The organism is Shinella sp. SUS2 (genome assembly GCF_001262505.1).
Lineage (GTDB): Bacteria > Pseudomonadota > Alphaproteobacteria > Rhizobiales > Rhizobiaceae > Shinella.
In genome coordinates, this window is record NZ_KQ410739.1 from 1,754 (window position 1) to 19,062 (window position 17,309).

The 17,309-nt window shown below is 63.3% G+C and carries 12 protein-coding genes, 1 tRNA gene and 2 rRNA genes; all 15 read left to right on the forward strand.

Translation table 11 applies throughout. The annotated features are described in order from the left end of the window. The first annotated feature begins 24 nt into the window (after positions 1-24). Positions 25-2,823 (forward strand): 23S ribosomal RNA (locus AKG11_RS23945). Between the two features lie 251 nt (positions 2,824-3,074). After that, positions 3,075-3,189 (forward strand): 5S ribosomal RNA (rrf, locus tag AKG11_RS23950). A gap of 346 nt (positions 3,190-3,535) precedes the next feature. Further along, positions 3,536-3,612 (forward strand) — tRNA-Met (locus AKG11_RS23955). 372 nt (positions 3,613-3,984) lie between these two features. Further along, complete coding sequence (locus AKG11_RS23960) at positions 3,985-5,094, forward strand: phytanoyl-CoA dioxygenase family protein (protein WP_050745729.1); 1,110 nt, start codon at positions 3,985-3,987, stop codon at positions 5,092-5,094. A 70-nt stretch (positions 5,095-5,164) separates the two neighbouring features. After that, entirely contained in the window at positions 5,165-6,109 is a 945-nt protein-coding gene (locus tag AKG11_RS23965) for a sugar ABC transporter substrate-binding protein (RefSeq protein WP_050745730.1), read from the forward strand. 85 nt (positions 6,110-6,194) lie between these two features. Continuing rightward, positions 6,195-7,316, forward strand: a complete 1,122-nt coding sequence (locus tag AKG11_RS23970; protein ID WP_197284008.1) for an ABC transporter permease — start codon at positions 6,195-6,197, stop codon at positions 7,314-7,316. Next, positions 7,316-8,092 carry an ATP-binding cassette domain-containing protein gene (locus tag AKG11_RS23975; RefSeq protein WP_050745731.1) on the forward strand — a complete coding sequence of 259 codons (777 nt, stop codon included), beginning with the start codon at positions 7,316-7,318 and terminating at the stop codon, positions 8,090-8,092. The genes AKG11_RS23970 and AKG11_RS23975 overlap by 1 nt, the downstream gene beginning before the upstream one ends. A 138-nt stretch (positions 8,093-8,230) precedes the next feature. Next, on the forward strand, positions 8,231-9,352 hold the full coding sequence (locus AKG11_RS23980; RefSeq protein ID WP_050745732.1) for a Gfo/Idh/MocA family protein: 1,122 nt from the start codon (positions 8,231-8,233) through the stop codon (positions 9,350-9,352). Between the two features lie 19 nt (positions 9,353-9,371). Beyond that, entirely contained in the window at positions 9,372-10,361 is a 990-nt protein-coding gene (locus AKG11_RS23985; RefSeq protein WP_050745733.1) for a Gfo/Idh/MocA family protein, read from the forward strand. Between the two features lie 138 nt (positions 10,362-10,499). Then, positions 10,500-11,936, forward strand: a complete 1,437-nt coding sequence (locus AKG11_RS23990; protein ID WP_050745734.1) for an NAD-dependent succinate-semialdehyde dehydrogenase — start codon at positions 10,500-10,502, stop codon at positions 11,934-11,936. Between the two features lie 11 nt (positions 11,937-11,947). Further along, positions 11,948-12,763 carry an HpcH/HpaI aldolase family protein gene (locus tag AKG11_RS23995; RefSeq protein WP_050745735.1) on the forward strand — a complete coding sequence of 272 codons (816 nt, stop codon included), beginning with the start codon at positions 11,948-11,950 and terminating at the stop codon, positions 12,761-12,763. Continuing rightward, positions 12,764-13,753 carry a hydroxyacid dehydrogenase gene (locus AKG11_RS24000; RefSeq protein WP_050745736.1) on the forward strand — a complete coding sequence of 330 codons (990 nt, stop codon included), beginning with the start codon at positions 12,764-12,766 and terminating at the stop codon, positions 13,751-13,753. It abuts the gene before it with no gap. A gap of 2 nt (positions 13,754-13,755) precedes the next feature. Continuing rightward, the gene (locus AKG11_RS24005) at positions 13,756-15,264 is read left to right on the forward strand and encodes a sugar ABC transporter ATP-binding protein (RefSeq protein WP_050745737.1); all 1,509 of its coding nucleotides are present in this window, start codon (positions 13,756-13,758) and stop codon (positions 15,262-15,264) included. 5 nt (positions 15,265-15,269) lie between these two features. Further along, positions 15,270-16,277 carry an ABC transporter permease gene (locus tag AKG11_RS24010; RefSeq protein ID WP_037404929.1) on the forward strand — a complete coding sequence of 336 codons (1,008 nt, stop codon included), beginning with the start codon at positions 15,270-15,272 and terminating at the stop codon, positions 16,275-16,277. Positions 16,278-16,310: 33 nt separating this feature from the next. Next, on the forward strand, positions 16,311-17,258 hold the full coding sequence (locus tag AKG11_RS24015; protein WP_050745738.1) for a substrate-binding domain-containing protein: 948 nt from the start codon (positions 16,311-16,313) through the stop codon (positions 17,256-17,258). Positions 17,259-17,309 lie beyond the last annotated feature (51 nt).

Consider the following 17,309-nt stretch of genomic DNA (forward strand, 5'->3'; position numbering starts at 1 on the left):
GTGGTGAGCATAGACAATGAGAACGATTAAGTGTCGTAAGGGCAATTGGTGGATGCCTTGGCATGCACAGGCGATGAAGGACGTGATACGCTGCGATAAGCCGTGGGGAGCTGCGAATGAGCTTTGATCCATGGATTTCCGAATGGGGAAACCCACCTTAAATGCTTGGAAAATCCAAACTGACAGCGATGTCGGCTTGGGTTTCCAAGCATTGTGATAAGGTATCTTACTTTCGAATACATAGGGGTAAGAAGCGAACGCAGGGAACTGAAACATCTAAGTACCTGCAGGAAAGGACATCAACCGAGACTCCGCAAGTAGTGGCGAGCGAACGCGGACCAGGCCAGTGGCAATGCTGAATAAAGTGGAACGGAATGGAAAGTCCGGCCTTAGCGGGTGATAGCCCCGTACACGTAGAACAGGCATTGTCCTTGAGTAAGGCGGGACACGCGAAATCCTGTCTGAACATGGGGAGACCACTCTCCAAGCCTAAGTACTCGTGCATGACCGATAGCGAACAAGTACCGTGAGGGAAAGGTGAAAAGCACCCCGACAAGGGGAGTGAAATAGAACCTGAAACCGGTTGCCTACAAGCAGTTGGAGGGCGCAAGCCTGACAGCGTACCTTTTGTATAATGGGTCAACGACTTAGTGTAACTAGCAAGCTTAAGCCGGTAGGTGTAGGCGCAGCGAAAGCGAGTGTTAATAGCGCGATCATAGTTAGTTGCATTAGACCCGAAACCGAGTGATCTAGCCATGAGCAGGTTGAAGGTTGGGTAACACCAACTGGAGGACCGAACCCGCATCTGTTGCAATAGATTGGGATGACTTGTGGCTAGGGGTGAAAGGCCAATCAAACTCGGAGATAGCTGGTTCTCCGCGAAATCTATTTAGGTAGAGCGTCGACCGAATACCTCAGGGGGTAGAGCACTGGATGGGCTATGGGGACTCACCGTCTTACTGATCCTAACCAAACTCCGAATACCTGAGAGTACTAGTCGGCAGACACACGGCGGGTGCTAACGTCCGTCGTGAAAAGGGCAACAACCCTGACCTCCAGCTAAGGTCCCCAAGTCATGGCTAAGTGGGAAAGGATGTGAGGATCCCAAAACAACCAGGATGTTGGCTTAGAAGCAGCCATCATTTAAAGAAAGCGTAACAGCTCACTGGTCTAAATAAGGGTCTTTGCGCCGAAAATGTAACGGGGCTAAAGCCATGCACCGAAGCTGAGGATGTATCGCAAGATACGTGGTAGCGGAGCGTTCCGTAAGCCTGCGAAGGAGGACCCGTGAGGGCCTCTGGAGGTATCGGAAGTGCGAATGTTGACATGAGTAACGATAAAGAGGGTGAGAGACCCTCTCGCCGAAAGACCAAGGGTTCCTGCTTAAAGTTAATCTGAGCAGGGTTAGCCGGCCCCTAAGACGAGGCGGACACGCGTAGTCGATGGGAACCACGTTAATATTCGTGGGCCTGGTGGTAGTGACGGATTGCGTAACTTGTTCAGACTTATTGGATTGTCTGGGCGGGGAAGCGGTTCCAGGAAATAGCTCCACCGTATAGACCGTACCCGAAACCGACACAGGTGGTCAGGTAGAGCATACCAAGGCGCTTGAGAGAACTCTGCTGAAGGAACTCGGCAAATTGCACGCGTAACTTCGGAAGAAGCGTGACCCCAAGGTACGCAAGTATTTTGGGGTGGCACAGACCAGGGGGTAGCGACTGTTTATCAAAAACACAGGGCTCTGCGAAGTCGCAAGACGACGTATAGGGTCTGACGCCTGCCCGGTGCTGGAAGGTTAAGAGGAGAGGTGCAAGCTTTGAATCGAAGCCCCAGTAAACGGCGGCCGTAACTATAACGGTCCTAAGGTAGCGAAATTCCTTGTCGGGTAAGTTCCGACCTGCACGAATGGCGTAACGACTTCCCCGCTGTCTCCAGCAGAGACTCAGTGAAATTGAATTCCCCGTGAAGATGCGGGGTTCCTGCGGTTAGACGGAAAGACCCCGTGCACCTTTACTATAGCTTTACACTGGCATTCGTGTCGGCATGTGTAGGATAGGTGGTAGGCTTTGAAGCGCGGACGCCAGTTTGCGTGGAGCCATCCTTGAAATACCACCCTTATCGTCATGGATGTCTAACCGCGGCCCGTCATCCGGGTCCGGGACAGTGTATGGTGGGTAGTTTGACTGGGGCGGTCGCCTCCGAAAGAGTAACGGAGGCGCGCGATGGTGGGCTCAGACCGGTCGGAAATCGGTCGTCGAGTGCAATGGCATAAGCCCGCCTGACTGCGAGACTGACAAGTCGAGCAGAGACGAAAGTCGGTCATAGTGATCCGGTGGTCCCGCGTGGAAGGGCCATCGCTCAACGGATAAAAGGTACGCCGGGGATAACAGGCTGATGACCCCCAAGAGTCCATATCGACGGGGTTGTTTGGCACCTCGATGTCGGCTCATCGCATCCTGGGGCTGGAGCAGGTCCCAAGGGTTTGGCTGTTCGCCAATTAAAGCGGTACGTGAGCTGGGTTCAGAACGTCGTGAGACAGTTCGGTCCCTATCTGCCGTGGGTGTAGGAATATTGACAGGATCTGTCCCTAGTACGAGAGGACCGGGATGGACATATCTCTGGTGGACCTGTTGTCCTGCCAAGGGCATAGCAGGGTAGCTATATATGGAATGGATAACCGCTGAAGGCATCTAAGCGGGAAACCAACCTGAAAACGAGTATTCCCTTGAGAGCCGTGGAAGACGACCACGTTGATAGGCCGGGTGTGGAAGCGCAGCAATGTGTGAAGCTTACCGGTACTAATAGCTCGATTGGCTTGATCGTTCTCATTGTTCATGCTCATCAGCGCGCCAAGGCGCACTGATGATGCTGATCTTTTGTCCTCACGGGCCAAAGGCCCTGCGGACGGCGCGCCATCTAGGGTATTTTGCCAAAGGCAAAAACCCGGGATTGGCGACGCGCTCTGCGCTTGCGGCCTCCGGCCGAGGCGAGGGAGAAGATCGAAAAGACGTGTTCACAAAATAAGACAAACAGGCGAAAGCCTACCAGCTTCTCATCACATTGCCCTTAGCCGACCTGGTGGTCATGGCGGGGTGGCCGCACCCGTTCCCATTCCGAACACGGCCGTGAAACGCCCCAGCGCCAATGGTACTTCGTCTTAAGACGCGGGAGAGTAGGTCGCTGCCAGGTCTGCTAANACGGCCGTGAAACGCCCCAGCGCCAATGGTACTTCGTCTTAAGACGCGGGAGAGTAGGTCGCTGCCAGGTCTGCTAAGTGCAATGTGAGCAGGTTTTGTCGCAAGACAAATACCGACAGGTTTTTACCGCAAGGTAAAATACCGGCAACGATCTTCTCGACACACATTCGGCCCTGCCGAAACCAAAGGGCCGCTTCAAGCGGCCTTTGTGCGTTCCAGACCTCGGTGCGAGGCCACAGAAATACAACGGTGTTTTGCCTCCGGCAAAAACCGGACCGGGAAAAGCGTTCAGGACGAGACACTCGTCGCGGTATTTTGCCTCCGGCAAAACCGGGTAACGCGGGGTGGAGCAGCCCGGTAGCTCGTCAGGCTCATAACCTGAAGGCCGCAGGTTCAAATCCTGCCCCCGCAACCAAATCTAAAAGCCCTCCCTTCGCGGAGGGCTTTTTGCGTTTGAAGCCCCAAAACAACCCCCCTTTTCCACCCCGCAAGCCGCAGCCCTATAATGCCAACGAAATCGGCAACGGAGACGGAAACCATGGATGTGTCGTCTTGGACGTGGCAGATGTGTTGGGCATCATCAGGATTGCCTGCGATTGGTAACGTCTTTGCCAGTGAAGCAGCGCAGCCCGTATTGACACCGATAAAATTTCACAATTAATATTGCAGTCAATTGATGGTCGCAATTTTTGATCTGCGTTTGCAGCTCGCCATGCCCAGGGAGGGGCGGGGTGAGAGCGATGGCTGCCGTCAAGCCGGTTTTCAGGCATCGGACAGGAGGATTTCGATGAACGATATTGCAACGGTGATCGACCTTGCGCAATTCCGCCGCCAGGTGGAGACCGTGACGACCATGGCGATGTGCCCGACGGCGATCGCCATCGAGAAGAACATCCCCGTCTATGACGGGGCCTCCCTCGATGACGGCATCGGCCCGGAATGGGCCTCGGTCATCGGCGAGGGGCCGGGTGTCTTCGTCGTCAAGCGCGCCTTCATCGACCCGGGCGCCATCGATGCGGCAAGCGATGTCTTTCGCAGCATCATCGCCGACGAGCGGGCGGCGGGCACGGCAGCCGGCGACCATTTTGCCAAGGCGGGCGCCAACGATCGCATCTGGAACTCGCTGCAGAAACTCTGCCTGCGCGATCCCGCCGTCTATGCCCGCTACATGGCCAATCCTGTCATCGATATTGCCTGCCGCGCCTGGCTTGGCCCGGGCTACCAGATCGCCACGCAGGTCAACCAGGTCCGTCCCGGCGGCAAGGCGCAGGCGCCGCACCGCGACTATCATCTCGGCTTCATGAAGCCCGAGCAGATGGCGGAATATCCGAGCCATATCCACGCCACCGGCCCGACGCTGATCCTGCAGGGCGGGGTCGCTCACTGCGACATGCCAGTGGAAAGCGGCACGACGAAGCTCCTGCCGCATTCTCAGCGCTATCTGCCGGGCTATGTCGCCGCCACGCGTCCGGAATTCCGCGATTACTTCGAGGGGAATTGCGTCCAGCTTCCGCTGGAGAAAGGCGACGCCATCTTCTTTTCCCCCGCGCTGTTCCATGCGGCCGGCGAGAACCGCACGGCGGACGTCGTGCGCATGGTCAACCTTATCCAGACGGCTTCCGCCTTCGCCCGCCATATGGAAAACCTCGACCGCACCGCGATGGTCCGCGCGGTCTACCCGCATCTGGCGGCGCTGTCGCCGGCCGGGCGGCGGGCGGTGATTGCCGCGACGGCGGATGGTTATCCGTTCCCGACCAATCTCGACACCGACCCGCCGCTCGGCGGTCTTGCGCCCGAAAGCCAGCAGGACCTCGTTGCCCGGGCCGTTGAGGAGCGCTGGGATCAGGCGCGCCTCGATGCCGCTCTTTCGGCGCAAGGCGCGAAACGGGCGGCCTGACATCTTGAGTTACCCGCAAAGGCTTCGGGCGGGGAGCGAACAGGAAGCCGACTTCGGGAGGACGTTAAGCATGAAGAAAATCCTGCAATCCCTTGCCCTCGGCGTGCTGCTGGCGACGACGGCGCTCGCCGGTGCTGCCCAAGCGGATGGCGAGAAATTCGTCTGGATCAGCCACGGCCCGGACAGCGACAGCTGGTTCAACGTCATCAAGAACGCGATCAAGGTGACGAACGAGCAGATGGGCGTGACGACCGAGTATCGCAATCCACCGACGGGCGACCTTGCCGACATGGCACGCATCGTCCAGCAGAGTTCGGCCGCCGGCGTCGACGGTATCATCGTCACCATCGCCGATTTCAACGTGCTGGAAGGGCCGATCAAGGATGCCGTCGCCAAGGGCATTCCGGTCGTCACCGTCAACTCTGGCACGGTGGAGGAAAGCCAGAAGCTCGGTGCGCTGATGCATGTCGGCCAGCCGGAATATGAAGCGGGCCTCGGCGCCGGCAAGCGCGCGAAGGAGGCCGGTATCAAGAGCTTCCTGTGCGTCAACCACTACATCACCAATCCAGCCTCGGTGGAGCGTTGCCGCGGCTTTGCCGAGGGCATCGGCGTCGAGCTCGGCAACCAGATGGTCGATTCCGGCATCGACCCGTCGGAAGTGCAGAACAAGGTGAAGGCCTATCTCACTGCCAATCCCGATACCGGCGCCATCCTGACGCTCGGCCCCAACTCGGCCGAACCGTCGATCCGCGCGGTCAAGGATATGGGCCTCGACGGTGACATCTATTTCGGCACCTTCGACCTTTCTGCGGAAATCTCCGCCGCCATCAAGGACGGCACGATCAACTTCGCGATCGACCAGCAGCCGTTCCTGCAGGGCTCGATCCCGATCCAGGTGCTGACGAGCTATGTGCGCTACGGCGTCGCCCCGGCCAATTCCATCTTCACCGGCCCGGGCTTCGTGACGAAGGACAACATCGCGCTGGTCGAGTCCCTGGCGGGCCAGTACCGTTGATCTGACGTTTTTGCGGGCGCGGGCGGGCAGCCGCCCGCGCCACGGTCTTTCGAGGCCCGATCTTTCGAGGGAGGAGAGTGCATTCATGACGGACGTCATTCCAGACGCGCTGAAGGACGAGCGCATCAAGCCCGTCTCGCCGCTCCGGCGCGCGCTGATCCGCCCGGAGCTTGGCGGCATCTGCGGCACCATCCTGGTCTTCCTGCTCTTTGCAGCGGTCGCTGGCGACAGCGGCATGTTCGCCGCCGAGGGCGTGATGAACTGGACGGTGGTGTCGGCCCAGTTCATGATCATCGCGGTCGGCGCCTGTCTCCTGATGATCGCCGGCGAGTTCGACCTCTCCACCGGCTCGATGATCGGCTTTTCCGGCGTCATGATGGCGATCCTGTCGGTCCATATCGGTGTGCCGCTGTGGCTTGCCATCGTCATCACCTTCGTCTTCTGCATTCTTCTGGGCGGCGTCAACGGCTGGCTGGTCATCCGCACCGGCCTGCCGTCCTTCATCGTCACGCTCGCCTTCCTCTACATCCTGCGCGGCCTGACGATCTGGGGCTCGATCTACTTCACGCGCCAGACGATCATCGGCGGCGTTGCGGAAAAGGCGGCTGGCGACTGGCTGGCACCGCTCTTCGGCGGCAAGATCCTCGGAAGCCTCTTCACCTGGATAGGCGAGATGGGCTGGATCGCCACCTTCACCCGCGGCAACCGCGCCGGCCAGCCGGTCATCGACGGCATTCCCATGCTGGTCGTCTGGGCGATCGTGCTCGTCGTCTTCGGCCACTGGCTGCTCACCCGCACCAAGTTCGGCAACTGGATCTTCGCGGCTGGCGGCGATGCGCTTGCGGCGCGGTATGTCGGTGTGCCGGTCAACCGGGTGAAGATCCTGATGTTCATGTTCTCGGCCTTCTGTGCCTGTGTCTTCGCCACCTGCCAGGTGATGGAATTCGGCTCGGCGGCGGCAGACCGGGGCCTGCTCAAGGAGTTCGAGGCGATCATCTGCGTTGTCATCGGCGGGGCGCTGCTTACCGGCGGTTACGGTTCGGTCATCGGCGCGGCGCTCGGGGCGATCATCTTCGGCGTCGTGCAGCAGGGCCTGTTCTTCGCCAATGCGGAAAGCTCGCTCTTCCGGGTTTTCCTCGGCGTCATCCTCCTGACTGCGGTGATCATGAACACCTACATCCGCCGCATCATCACGGGAGAACGCTGATGTCCGCCATCGTGGAGATGAGAAACATCACCAAGCACTTCGGCCATGTCATCGCGCTGGCCGGCGTCTCCTTCGACATAAGGCCGGGCGAATGCCACTGCCTGCTCGGCGACAACGGTGCGGGCAAGTCCACCTTCATCAAGATCATGTCCGGCGTCTACAGGCCGAGCGGCGGCGAGGTGCTGGTGGAGGGCACGCACACGCTCTTCCAGAGCCCGCGCGATGCGATGACCGCCGGCATCGCCACGGTCTACCAGGATCTCGCGATGATCCCGCTGATGAGCGTCAGCCGCAATTTCTGGATGGGCCGCGAGCCGGAGCGCGGCGTCTGGCCGTTCAAGACCTTCGACACCGGCAAGGCCGATGAGATCACCGTCACCGAAATGCGCAAGATGGGCATCAACCTGCGCGGTCCCGATCAGGCGGTGGGCACGCTTTCGGGCGGCGAGCGCCAGACGGTCGCCATCGCGCGCGCGGTTTATTTCGGCGCCAAGGTGCTGATCCTCGACGAGCCGACCTCCGCACTCGGCGTGCGCCAGACGGCGAACGTGCTCAGCACCATCGACCGGGTGCGCAAGCAGGGTATCGGCGTCGTCTTCATCACCCACAATGTCCGCCATGCGCTTGCCGTCGGCGACCGGTTCACGGTGCTCAACCGCGGGCAGACCCTGGGCACGGCCGAGCGCGGCACGGTGGATGCGGCAGCCCTGCAGGACATGATGGCGGGCGGGCAGGAACTGGCGCTGCTGGAAGCCTCGCTCGGCGGCACGATCTGACAAGAGCAATCAGGCGCCGGGGCGTTGCTTGCGCCCCGGCCGCGCACCGAGCGTTCATAGTGCAATGATTTCGCAATAAATGTTGCAAAAATGGTGCTCACGGAAAACCCGTGGGCCATCATCCGGGAAACAGAGAGAATGAAGAAGAAGCTCCGTCTTGGCCTCATCGGGTCGGGTTTCATGGGCAAGACGCATGTCTTCGGCTTTGCGGCCGCCGCAAGGGTCTTCGACTTGCCCTATGAGGTGGAACTGGCAGCTATCGCGGACGCGACCCCGGCACAGGCAGAAGCCGCCCGCGCAGCGCTCGGTTTCGGGCGCGCCACGGACGACTGGCGCAGCCTGGTGGCGGATCCGGAAATCGACATCGTCGACATCACGGCTCCCAATGCCCTGCACAAGGACATGGCGCTCGCCGCCATCGCCGCAGGCAAGCATGTCTATTGCGAAAAGCCGCTCGCTCCGCTGACGGGCGATGCCCGGGAAATGGCGGAGGCCGCAGAAAAAGCGGGCATCCGCACGCAGGTCGGCTTCAACTATCTCTGCAATCCGATGCTGAACCTTGCCCGGGAGATGATCGCAGGCGGGGAGCTCGGCGAAGTCCGCGGCTATCGCGGCCTTCATGCCGAGGATTACATGGCCGATGCCGCCGCGCCCTTCACCTTTCGCCACGATCCTGCCGGCGGCGGGGCGCTGGCCGATCTCGGCAGTCACGCGCTGGCGACCGCCGAATTCCTGCTCGGCCCCATCGAGAGGGTGATGGGCGATTGCGTGACTGTCATCGCCAGCCGCCCGGATGGCAGAGGCGGCATGCGCACGGTGGAGACGGACGATGTCGGCCGCGCCTTCCTGCGCTTTGCAAACGGTGCCACCGGTTCCGTCGAAGGCAACTGGGTCGCCACCGGCCGCAAGATGCAGCACGATTTCGAGGTCTACGGCACCAAGGGCGCGCTCGCCTTCTCGCAGGAACATTTCAACGAGCTGCATTTCTACTCCACGGCCGACCGAACGGGCCGGCAGGGTTTCCGCCGCATCGAGGCGGGGCCGGACCACGTGCCCTATGGCCGCTTCTGTGTCGCGCCGGGCCACCAGCTCGGCTTCAACGACCTGAAGGCGATCGAGGTCGCCGGGTATCTGGAAGCGATTGCCGGCCTTCGGCCCGAGCCGTTCAATTTTCGCGCCGGTCTGCGCATCCAGATGCTGGTGGAGACGATCCACGCCTCCGCGCGTGCCGGCACCTGGCGTGTCGTGGATGCCGGCTGAACGAAGGAGGAGAGGAACCATGAAGACGGTTGGAGTGGGCGTCATCGGCGCGGGCGTGATGGGGGCGGAACATGCGCGCATCCTTGCCAGCGATGTCGCGGGCGCACATCTCGTTGCCGTGGCGGACGCCGATCTCCCACGGGCCGAGGCGGTCGGGCAGGGTGCGCGGCCGACGAGCGATGCGCTGGCGCTGATCGCCGATCCCGCGGTCGAGGCTGTCCTCGTGGCCTCACCCGACGCCACGCATCACCGGCTGGTGCTGGCGGCGATCGCGGCGGGCAAGCCGGTTCTGTGCGAAAAGCCGCTTGCCACGAGCACGGCCGAATGTCTGGAGATCGTCGCGGCCGAACAGCACGCGGGCCGGCCGCTGGTGCAGACCGGTTTCATGCGCCGCTTCGATCCGGCCTACCGGGAGCTGAAGACGACGCTTGACAGCAGGGCGCTCGGCGCCCTGCGCATCCTGCATTGCCAGCACCGCAACGCCGCGGCGCCTGCCTGGTTCACCGGTACGATGGCGATCACCAATTCGCTGGTGCACGAGATCGATGTCTGCCGCTGGCTGCTCTCGACGGAATACAGTGCCGTCACCGTCATTCCCTGCCCGTCGGAAGCCGAGGGGAGCGGCGACCCTGCGATGTTCGTTTTCGAGACGGAGGCCGGCAGCCTCGTTTCCGTCGAGGTCTTCATGAACGCCGCCTATGGCTATCATGTCCATGCCGAGGCCGTCTGCGCAGGCGGCACGATCGGCATGGCGCATCCGGCGCTCACCCGCACGCGGCGCAACGGCGCGGAGGAGGGGGGCTTTCCGGCAAACTGGGTTCCTCGCTTCCGCGATGCCTATCGCCTGCAGAATCAGGCCTGGATCGACGGCATCCGCAATGGAACGCCGCCCGCCGATGGCTCGACGGCCTGGGATGGCCTCGTCGCCACAAGTCTTGCCGAGCAGATCGTAGAGGCAATGGCGGCGCGCCGGCGCACGCCGCTCGTGCTGCCGGAACGGCCGCACTGAACCGTGCAATGTACGGGTATTTGCACCAAACGTTGCGGATTATTCTTGACTTGCAATAAAAATTGCTTTCTTTCTGATTTTGAAATTACACTTGCGGGCGCGGCCTCTTCGGGCGGCGCGCCGCATGGAGGAGGCAGCATGTACGGCGCATACGGATTGTTCATTGACGGTACCTGGTCGGGGCCTGCGCAGGGCGCTTCGGTGGAGATCACCGATCCCGGTAGCGGTGCGGTTTTGGGCAGCGTGCCCGCGGCGGGCGTCGAAGATACGGAGCGCGCAGTTTTTGTTGCGGAGCGGGCCTTCCGCAGCTGGAAGGCGACGCCGGCATGGACACGCGCCGACCTTTTGCACAAGGCCGCCGATGCCATGGCCACCCGCTCTGCTGAGGCTGCCCGCCAGATCACGCTGGAGACCGGAAAACCACTCGCCCAGTCCGGCCGCGAATGGAGCCTCGCCGTCGACCAGTTCCGCTGGTACGCCGAGGAGGCACGCCGCATCTATGGCCGCATCGTCGAAAGCCGCGCGCCGGGCGGCCGGTTGGAAGTGTCGCATGAGCCCGTCGGCGTCGTCGCCGCCTTCACCGCCTGGAACTTCCCGGCGGCGCTGATCGCCCGCAAGGTCGCCCCGGCGCTCGCCGCCGGCTGCGCCGTCATCGTCCGGCCCTCCGTCGAGGTGCCCGGCGTCGCGATGATCCTTTTCGATTGCCTGCGCGAGGCCGGCATCCCCGCCGGGGTCGCCAATCTCCTGGTCGGCCCCACCGCCACCACCTACAAGCCCATCATGGCCGCGGCGGCCGTGCGCAAGGTGTCGCTGACCGGCTCCACCCGCGTCGGACAGCAGATGATCCGCGACAGCGCCGAGACGGTGAAGCGCGTCAGCATGGAACTCGGCGGCAATGCGCCGATGATCGTCTTCGACGATGCGGATCTCGACCGCGCGCTCGATCTCGCCGTGCCGACGAAATATGCCAATGCCGGCCAGGTCTGCGTCACGCCGGACCGCTTCTATGTGCACGAGGCGCTGCACGACCGTTTCGTCGAGGGCTTTGCCGTCCGCGCCCGGGCGCTGAAGCTCGGCCACGGCCTCGACGAGGCGACACAGATGGGGCCGCTGATCAACGAGCGCCGCATTGCTGCCATCGAGGAGATCGTCGCCGATGCGCGCGATCGCGGCGGCAGGATCCTTGCCGGCGGGCGACGCCCGGCGGAGATGAATGCCGGCTTCTTCTTCGAGCCCACGGTCATCACCGGCCTGCCGGACGATGCGAAGGCGATCGCCGAGGAGAATTTCGGCCCCATCGCCGCCATCACACCCTTTGCCACGACCGACGAGGTCTTCGACCGCGCCAACGCCTCCGAAATGGGCCTGTCCGCCTATGTCTTCACCCGCGATGCCGGCCGCGCCCGCGAGGCGGCAGCACGGCTGGAGGCCGGCATGGTCGGCGTCAACAGCTTTGCCCTGGCCGCGGCCGAGGCGCCCTTTGGCGGCATCAAGGCGAGCGGCATGGGCCGCGAAGGCGGCACCGAGGGCATCCTCGACTATTCCAACGTCAAGCTCGCGCAGATGGCGGTCTGAGGGAGGCATCCATGATCCGGAACAGTGTCAAGCAGCGCTGGGCGGAAGGCAAGCCGGTGCTCAACGGCTGGCTCTCCATAGCCAGTTCCTTCAGCGCAGAGATCATGGCCGCGCAGGGCTACGATTCTCTCACCATCGACCTGCAGCACGGCATCGTCGGTTATGACGGCGCTGTGCCGATGCTGCAGGCCATGCGGGCAAGCGGCGTGACGCCGCTGGTGCGCGTGCCCTGGCTCGATCCGGCCGACATCATGAAGGCGCTGGATGCCGGCGCCTACGGCGTCATCTGCCCGATGATCAACACCCGCGCCGAGGCCGAGCGTCTCGTGTCCTATGTGCGCTATCCGCCGGCCGGCGTGCGCAGCTTCGGCCCGAGCCGCGCTCTGTTTTCCGCCGGCCCCGGTTATGCCGCCGAGGCCGACGGCGAGATCATCTGCCTTGCCATGATCGAGACCGCGCAGGCCTATGAGAACCTCGAGGATATCCTCGCCACGCCCGGCCTCGACGGCGTCTATATCGGCCCGGCCGACCTGACGCTCGGCCTGCAGGGCAAGCGCTACGCGCCGGGCTTCGACCGCCGCGAGCCCGAGATGATCGAGGCGATCAAGACGATCCTCCACGCCGCCCACCGGGCCGGTAAGCGGGCGGCATTGCACAACGGCACGGCGGATTATGCCGCGGAAGCAGTCGGCTGGGGTTTCGATCTCGTGACCGTCTCCAACGACGTCCGCCTGCTCGCCGGCGCCGCCGAGGCGAGCGTCAGGGCCTTCCGCGAGCGCGTGCAGCAGGTCGCTCCCGCCGACACGATCGACACGGGAGGATATTGAATGCCGAGGATCCTGGTGGCCGGCAAGATCCATGCGGACGGCCTTGCCGTGCTGAACTCCGCGCCCGGTATGGTGATCGACTATGTCGAGGAGGTCTCCGCAGCGAGCTACGAGCCGCTCCTGCCGATGGCCGATGCGCTGCTCATCCGCACCCAGCCGCTTCCTGCGGCCTTCATCGCGGGAGCGCCGCAGCTGAAGATCGTTTCCCGCCACGGCGTCGGTTACGATTCCGTCGATGTCGCGGCGCTGAACGGCCGCGGCATCCCGCTCGCCGTGGTCGGCGACGTGAATTCCCGTGCGGTGGCCGAACATGCCGTCATGCTGATGCTCTCGGCCGCGCGGCGCACCGTGCTCTTCGACCGCAGGATGCGGCAGGGCGACTGGAACTACCGCAATAGCCTCGATGCCGACGAGCTCGACGGGCGCACGCTGCTGATCGTCGGTTTCGGCCGCATCGGCCGACGGCTTGCGCAGATCGGTGCGGCGCTCGGCATGACGGTGCTCGCCTATGACAAGTACCAGGACGCCGCTGGGATTGCGGCCGCGGGCGTGATGCCGGTCGATGACCTCATGGACGGTCTGCATCGTGCCGATGTCGTGTCGCTGCATGTGCCGAAGTCCGGACCCGAGCCGCTGATCGGCGCGGCGGAACTGGCCGTGATGAAGCGCTCGGCCATTCTCATCAACACGGCACGGGGTGGGCTGATCGACGAAAAGGCGCTGCTGGCGGCGCTGGAGGAGGGACGGCTTTCCGCGGCGGGGCTCGACGTGCTCGATTGCGAGCCGCCGGCCGGCGATGACCCGATGCTTGTCTGCGAGCGGGTGGTGCTCTCCCCGCACAATGCTGGACTTACAGAGGCTTGTGCGCGGCGCATGGCGATCGCCGCGGCAGCAAACATTCTCGATTTCTTCAAGGGGACGCTCGATCCGGCGCTCGTCGTCAACCACACCGAGATCGCGACATACCGCCCCGCGACGATCGGGGCCTGATCATGACGCTTCTGGCTTTTCGCGATATTGCCAAATCCTACGGCACCGTACCGGTGCTGAAGGGCATCGACCTCGTCGTCGAACCGGGCGAGGTTCTGGCCCTTGTCGGGGAGAACGGCGCCGGCAAATCGACCCTCATGCGCATTGCCGCCGGCCTTGCGCCGCCCTCCTCGGGCACGATGCTGCTGGATGGTGCCCCGGCTCCGGCAAATCTCCATGCCGCCGAGCGGGCGGGCATCGTCATGGTGCACCAGGAGTTCTGCCTGGCCCCGCACCTGACGGTGGCGGAGAATGTCTTCCTCGGCCGCGAGATCACACGCGGCCTTTTCACCGATCGCAGGGCGATGGAGAAGCGGGCGCGCGACCTTCTCGCGGAGCTGGGTTCTGCGGCGCCGGTGCGGGCACGGCTCAGCGACCTTCCCGTCTCCGACTGGCAGATGATCGAGCTAGCCAAGGCCTTCGCCCGCCAGCCGAAGCTCATCCTGATGGACGAGCCGACCGCCGTGCTTTCGGCGACCGAGGCCGGCAACCTCTTTGCGCGCATGCGGGCCTTCCGTGCGGCGGGCGGCTCGGTGATCTTTACCTCGCATCGCCTCGACGAGGTGAAGGCGATCGCCGACCGGGTCGCGGTGCTGCGCGATGGCCAGATCGTGCGTGTCGAACAGGCGTGCGACATTTCCGAGGATGCTATGGCCGAGGCGATGGTTGGCCGGCCGCTGGCCGAGATCTACCCGCCGCGTCGTGGCACGGCGCTGCGAAAGCCGCTTCTCAGCGTGATCGGCCTCACGGCGCCAGGCGCGGTGGAAGAGGCGACGCTGGAGATTCGAGAAGGCGAGGTGCTCGGCATTTCCGGCCTTGTGGGGTCCGGCCGCACCGAGCTTTTTGAGGCACTGCTTGGCCTGCGCCCGGCGAAATGCACGTCTTTCGTGCTGCGCGGCGAAAAGCGCCGGCTGCCGGCGGCGCGCGAGGCCTGGGGGTTGAAGCTCGCCTACCTGACGGAGGACCGCAAGGGCAAGGGCCTGCTGCTCGGTAAGCCGCTGGCGGAAAACGTCGCCCTGACCAGCGGCGCGATCGCCGGCACGGCCTGGATCGACCGGTCTGCCGAGCGGCGCGATCTCAAGGCGGCCGTCGCGCGCTACGACATCCGTACCGGCCGGCTCGATGTCACGGCGAGCGCGCTCAGCGGCGGTAACCAGCAGAAGGTGCTGATCGCCAAGACGTTGGGGGCGGAACCGGATCTCGTCGTCTTCGACGAGCCGACGCGCGGCGTCGATATCGGCGCCAAGCAGCAGATCTACGAAATCATCGCGGGGCTCGCCGCCGCGGGCAAGGCGATCGTCGTCATCTCCTCGGAGATGCAGGAGATCGTCGGCCTGTCCGACCGGGTGCTCGTCATGCGGCGCGGCCGTATCGCCGGCGAGCTTTCCGGCGATGTCATCAGCGAGACCGACATTATCCGATTTGCCATGGGCCTCGAAGAAAAGGGTCCGCAGGAGGAGGCAAGCCTTTGACCGACATCACCGCCACGTCTGCCGGCAACGCAGCCGCGTCGCCGGGCCGCACCCTCGTCGGCCTGTTCGGGGCCGCCGGTCCGCTCATCGCGCTCATCCTCCTGATGCTGGTCGGCACGCTGATGAGCGACAGCTTCCTCGGCGCGGAGAACCTTTCGAACGTCTTCACCCGCAGCGCCATCATCGGCATCATCGCGGTCGGCGCCACCTTCGTCATTACGGCGGGCGGACTGGACCTGTCGGTTGGTTCTCTCTCGGCGCTCGTCGCCGGCATGACGATCATGTTCATGAATTCGGCGGCCGCCACGCTCGGCGACGGTTGGCAGCTCGCCGCCGCCGGCATCCTCTTCTCGCTGGTCATCGGTGTGGCCGCGGGCTTCATCAACGGCTTCATGATCGTGCGTGGGCGTGTCGAGGCCTTCATCGTCACGCTCGGCGCCATGGGCATCTTTCGCTCGGTCATTACCTGGCTTGCCGATGGCGGCTCCATCTCGCTCGATTTTTCGCTGCGGGATGCGGTGCGGCCGATCTACTACGGTCAGGTCCTCGGTATCGCCGTGCCGATCATCGTGCTTGCCGTCATCGCCATCCTCGGTGAACTGACGCTGCGCCGCATGCGCTTCGGTCGCCATGTCGCTGCCATTGGCTCGAACCGGCACGTCGCCTTCTATTCGGCGATCCCCGTCAGCCGCGTGCGCATCCTCACCTATGTCATTCAGGGGCTCTGCGTCGCCGTCGCCACCGTCATCTACGTGCCGCGCCTTGGCGCCGCCACGCCCTCCACCGGTCTCATGTGGGAGCTGGAGGCGATCGCCGCCGTCATCATCGGTGGCACGGCGCTCAGCGGCGGTTTCGGCCGCATCTGGGGCACCATCGTCGGTGTGCTGATCCTCGGCTTTATCAGCAACATCCTCAATCTTACCGGCTTCGTCAGCCCCTATCTCAACGGGGCCTTCCAGGGGGCGATCATCATCATCGCCGTGCTTTTGCAGCGTGACCGGGCGCAGGGCTGACGCTTCATTTCACTTCAACAGGGAGACAAGTGAATGTTCCATCGACTGAAATCCATGCTCGCCGCAGGTGCGGTGGCCATTGTCGCCTTCACGGCGCCCGCCCTTGCCGCCGACGCCGTCATCGGCGTCTCGATCCCGGCGGCGACGCACGGCTGGACGGGCGGCCTCAACTACCACACCAAACGCACGATCGACCGGATGAAGGAAGCCTTCCCGAACATCGATTTCGTGCTGGCGACCTCCTCCAGCGCGACGCAGCAGGTCAACGACATCGAGGACCTGATGGCGCGCAACATCAACGCGCTTGTCGTGCTGCCCTTTGAATCCGACCCGCTGACCGAGCCGGTCAAGGCCGCCAAGGCCAAGGGCGTGTTCATCGCCACCGTCGACCGCGGCCTTGCGGAAGAGGGTATCGAGGATCTCTATGTCGGTGGCGACAACCCGCAATACGGCACGGCGGCCGCCGAGTACTTCAAGAAGAAGTTCCCGGACGGCGGCAAGATCGTCGTGATGCGCGGCATCCCGACGGCGATCGACAACATCCGCATCGACGCCTTCAATGCGGCGCTGAAGGATACGAAGATCGAAGTGCTCGACATGCAATATGCCAACTGGAACCCGGACAAGGGCTTCGAGGTGATGCAGGACTACCTGCAGCGCTTCCCTCAGATCGACGGCGTGTGGGCCGGTGACGACGATGCGGCGCTTGGCGCCATCGAGGCGATCAAGCAGGCCGACCGCAAGAATGTTACGGTGCTCGGCGGTTCGGGCATGAACAAGGTCATCAAGCTTGTCATGGACGGCCACGACATGGTCGATGCCGACATTTTCTACCCGCCGACGCTGATCATCCCGGCGATCGAGCTCGTCACGATGAAATACGCCACGCAGGCCCCGATCAATGGCCGCTACGTGCTCGGCAGCCCGCTGATCACCAAGGACAATGCCGCGGAATACTATTTCCCCGACGCGCCCTATTGATAGCAGGCCCGGAGCACGCCTCCCGGCCTCCCGCCATGCTCCCGGGCATGG

Excerpts from the sequence above, each read along its gene's own strand:
- AKG11_RS23960 (WP_050745729.1), top strand. The coding sequence starts at position 3,985 with ATGAACGATATTGCAACGGTGATCGACCTTGCGCAATTCCGCCGCCAG.
- AKG11_RS23965 (WP_050745730.1), top strand. The coding sequence starts at position 5,165 with ATGAAGAAAATCCTGCAATCCCTTGCCCTCGGCGTGCTGCTGGCGACG.
- AKG11_RS23970 (WP_197284008.1), top strand. The coding sequence starts at position 6,195 with ATGACGGACGTCATTCCAGACGCGCTGAAGGACGAGCGCATCAAGCCC.
- AKG11_RS23975 (WP_050745731.1), top strand. The coding sequence starts at position 7,316 with ATGTCCGCCATCGTGGAGATGAGAAACATCACCAAGCACTTCGGCCAT.
- AKG11_RS23980 (WP_050745732.1), top strand. The coding sequence starts at position 8,231 with ATGAAGAAGAAGCTCCGTCTTGGCCTCATCGGGTCGGGTTTCATGGGC.
- AKG11_RS23985 (WP_050745733.1), top strand. The coding sequence starts at position 9,372 with ATGAAGACGGTTGGAGTGGGCGTCATCGGCGCGGGCGTGATGGGGGCG.
- AKG11_RS23990 (WP_050745734.1), top strand. The coding sequence starts at position 10,500 with ATGTACGGCGCATACGGATTGTTCATTGACGGTACCTGGTCGGGGCCT.
- AKG11_RS23995 (WP_050745735.1), top strand. The coding sequence starts at position 11,948 with ATGATCCGGAACAGTGTCAAGCAGCGCTGGGCGGAAGGCAAGCCGGTG.
- AKG11_RS24000 (WP_050745736.1), top strand. The coding sequence starts at position 12,764 with ATGCCGAGGATCCTGGTGGCCGGCAAGATCCATGCGGACGGCCTTGCC.
- AKG11_RS24005 (WP_050745737.1), top strand. The coding sequence starts at position 13,756 with ATGACGCTTCTGGCTTTTCGCGATATTGCCAAATCCTACGGCACCGTA.
- AKG11_RS24015 (WP_050745738.1), top strand. The coding sequence starts at position 16,311 with ATGTTCCATCGACTGAAATCCATGCTCGCCGCAGGTGCGGTGGCCATT.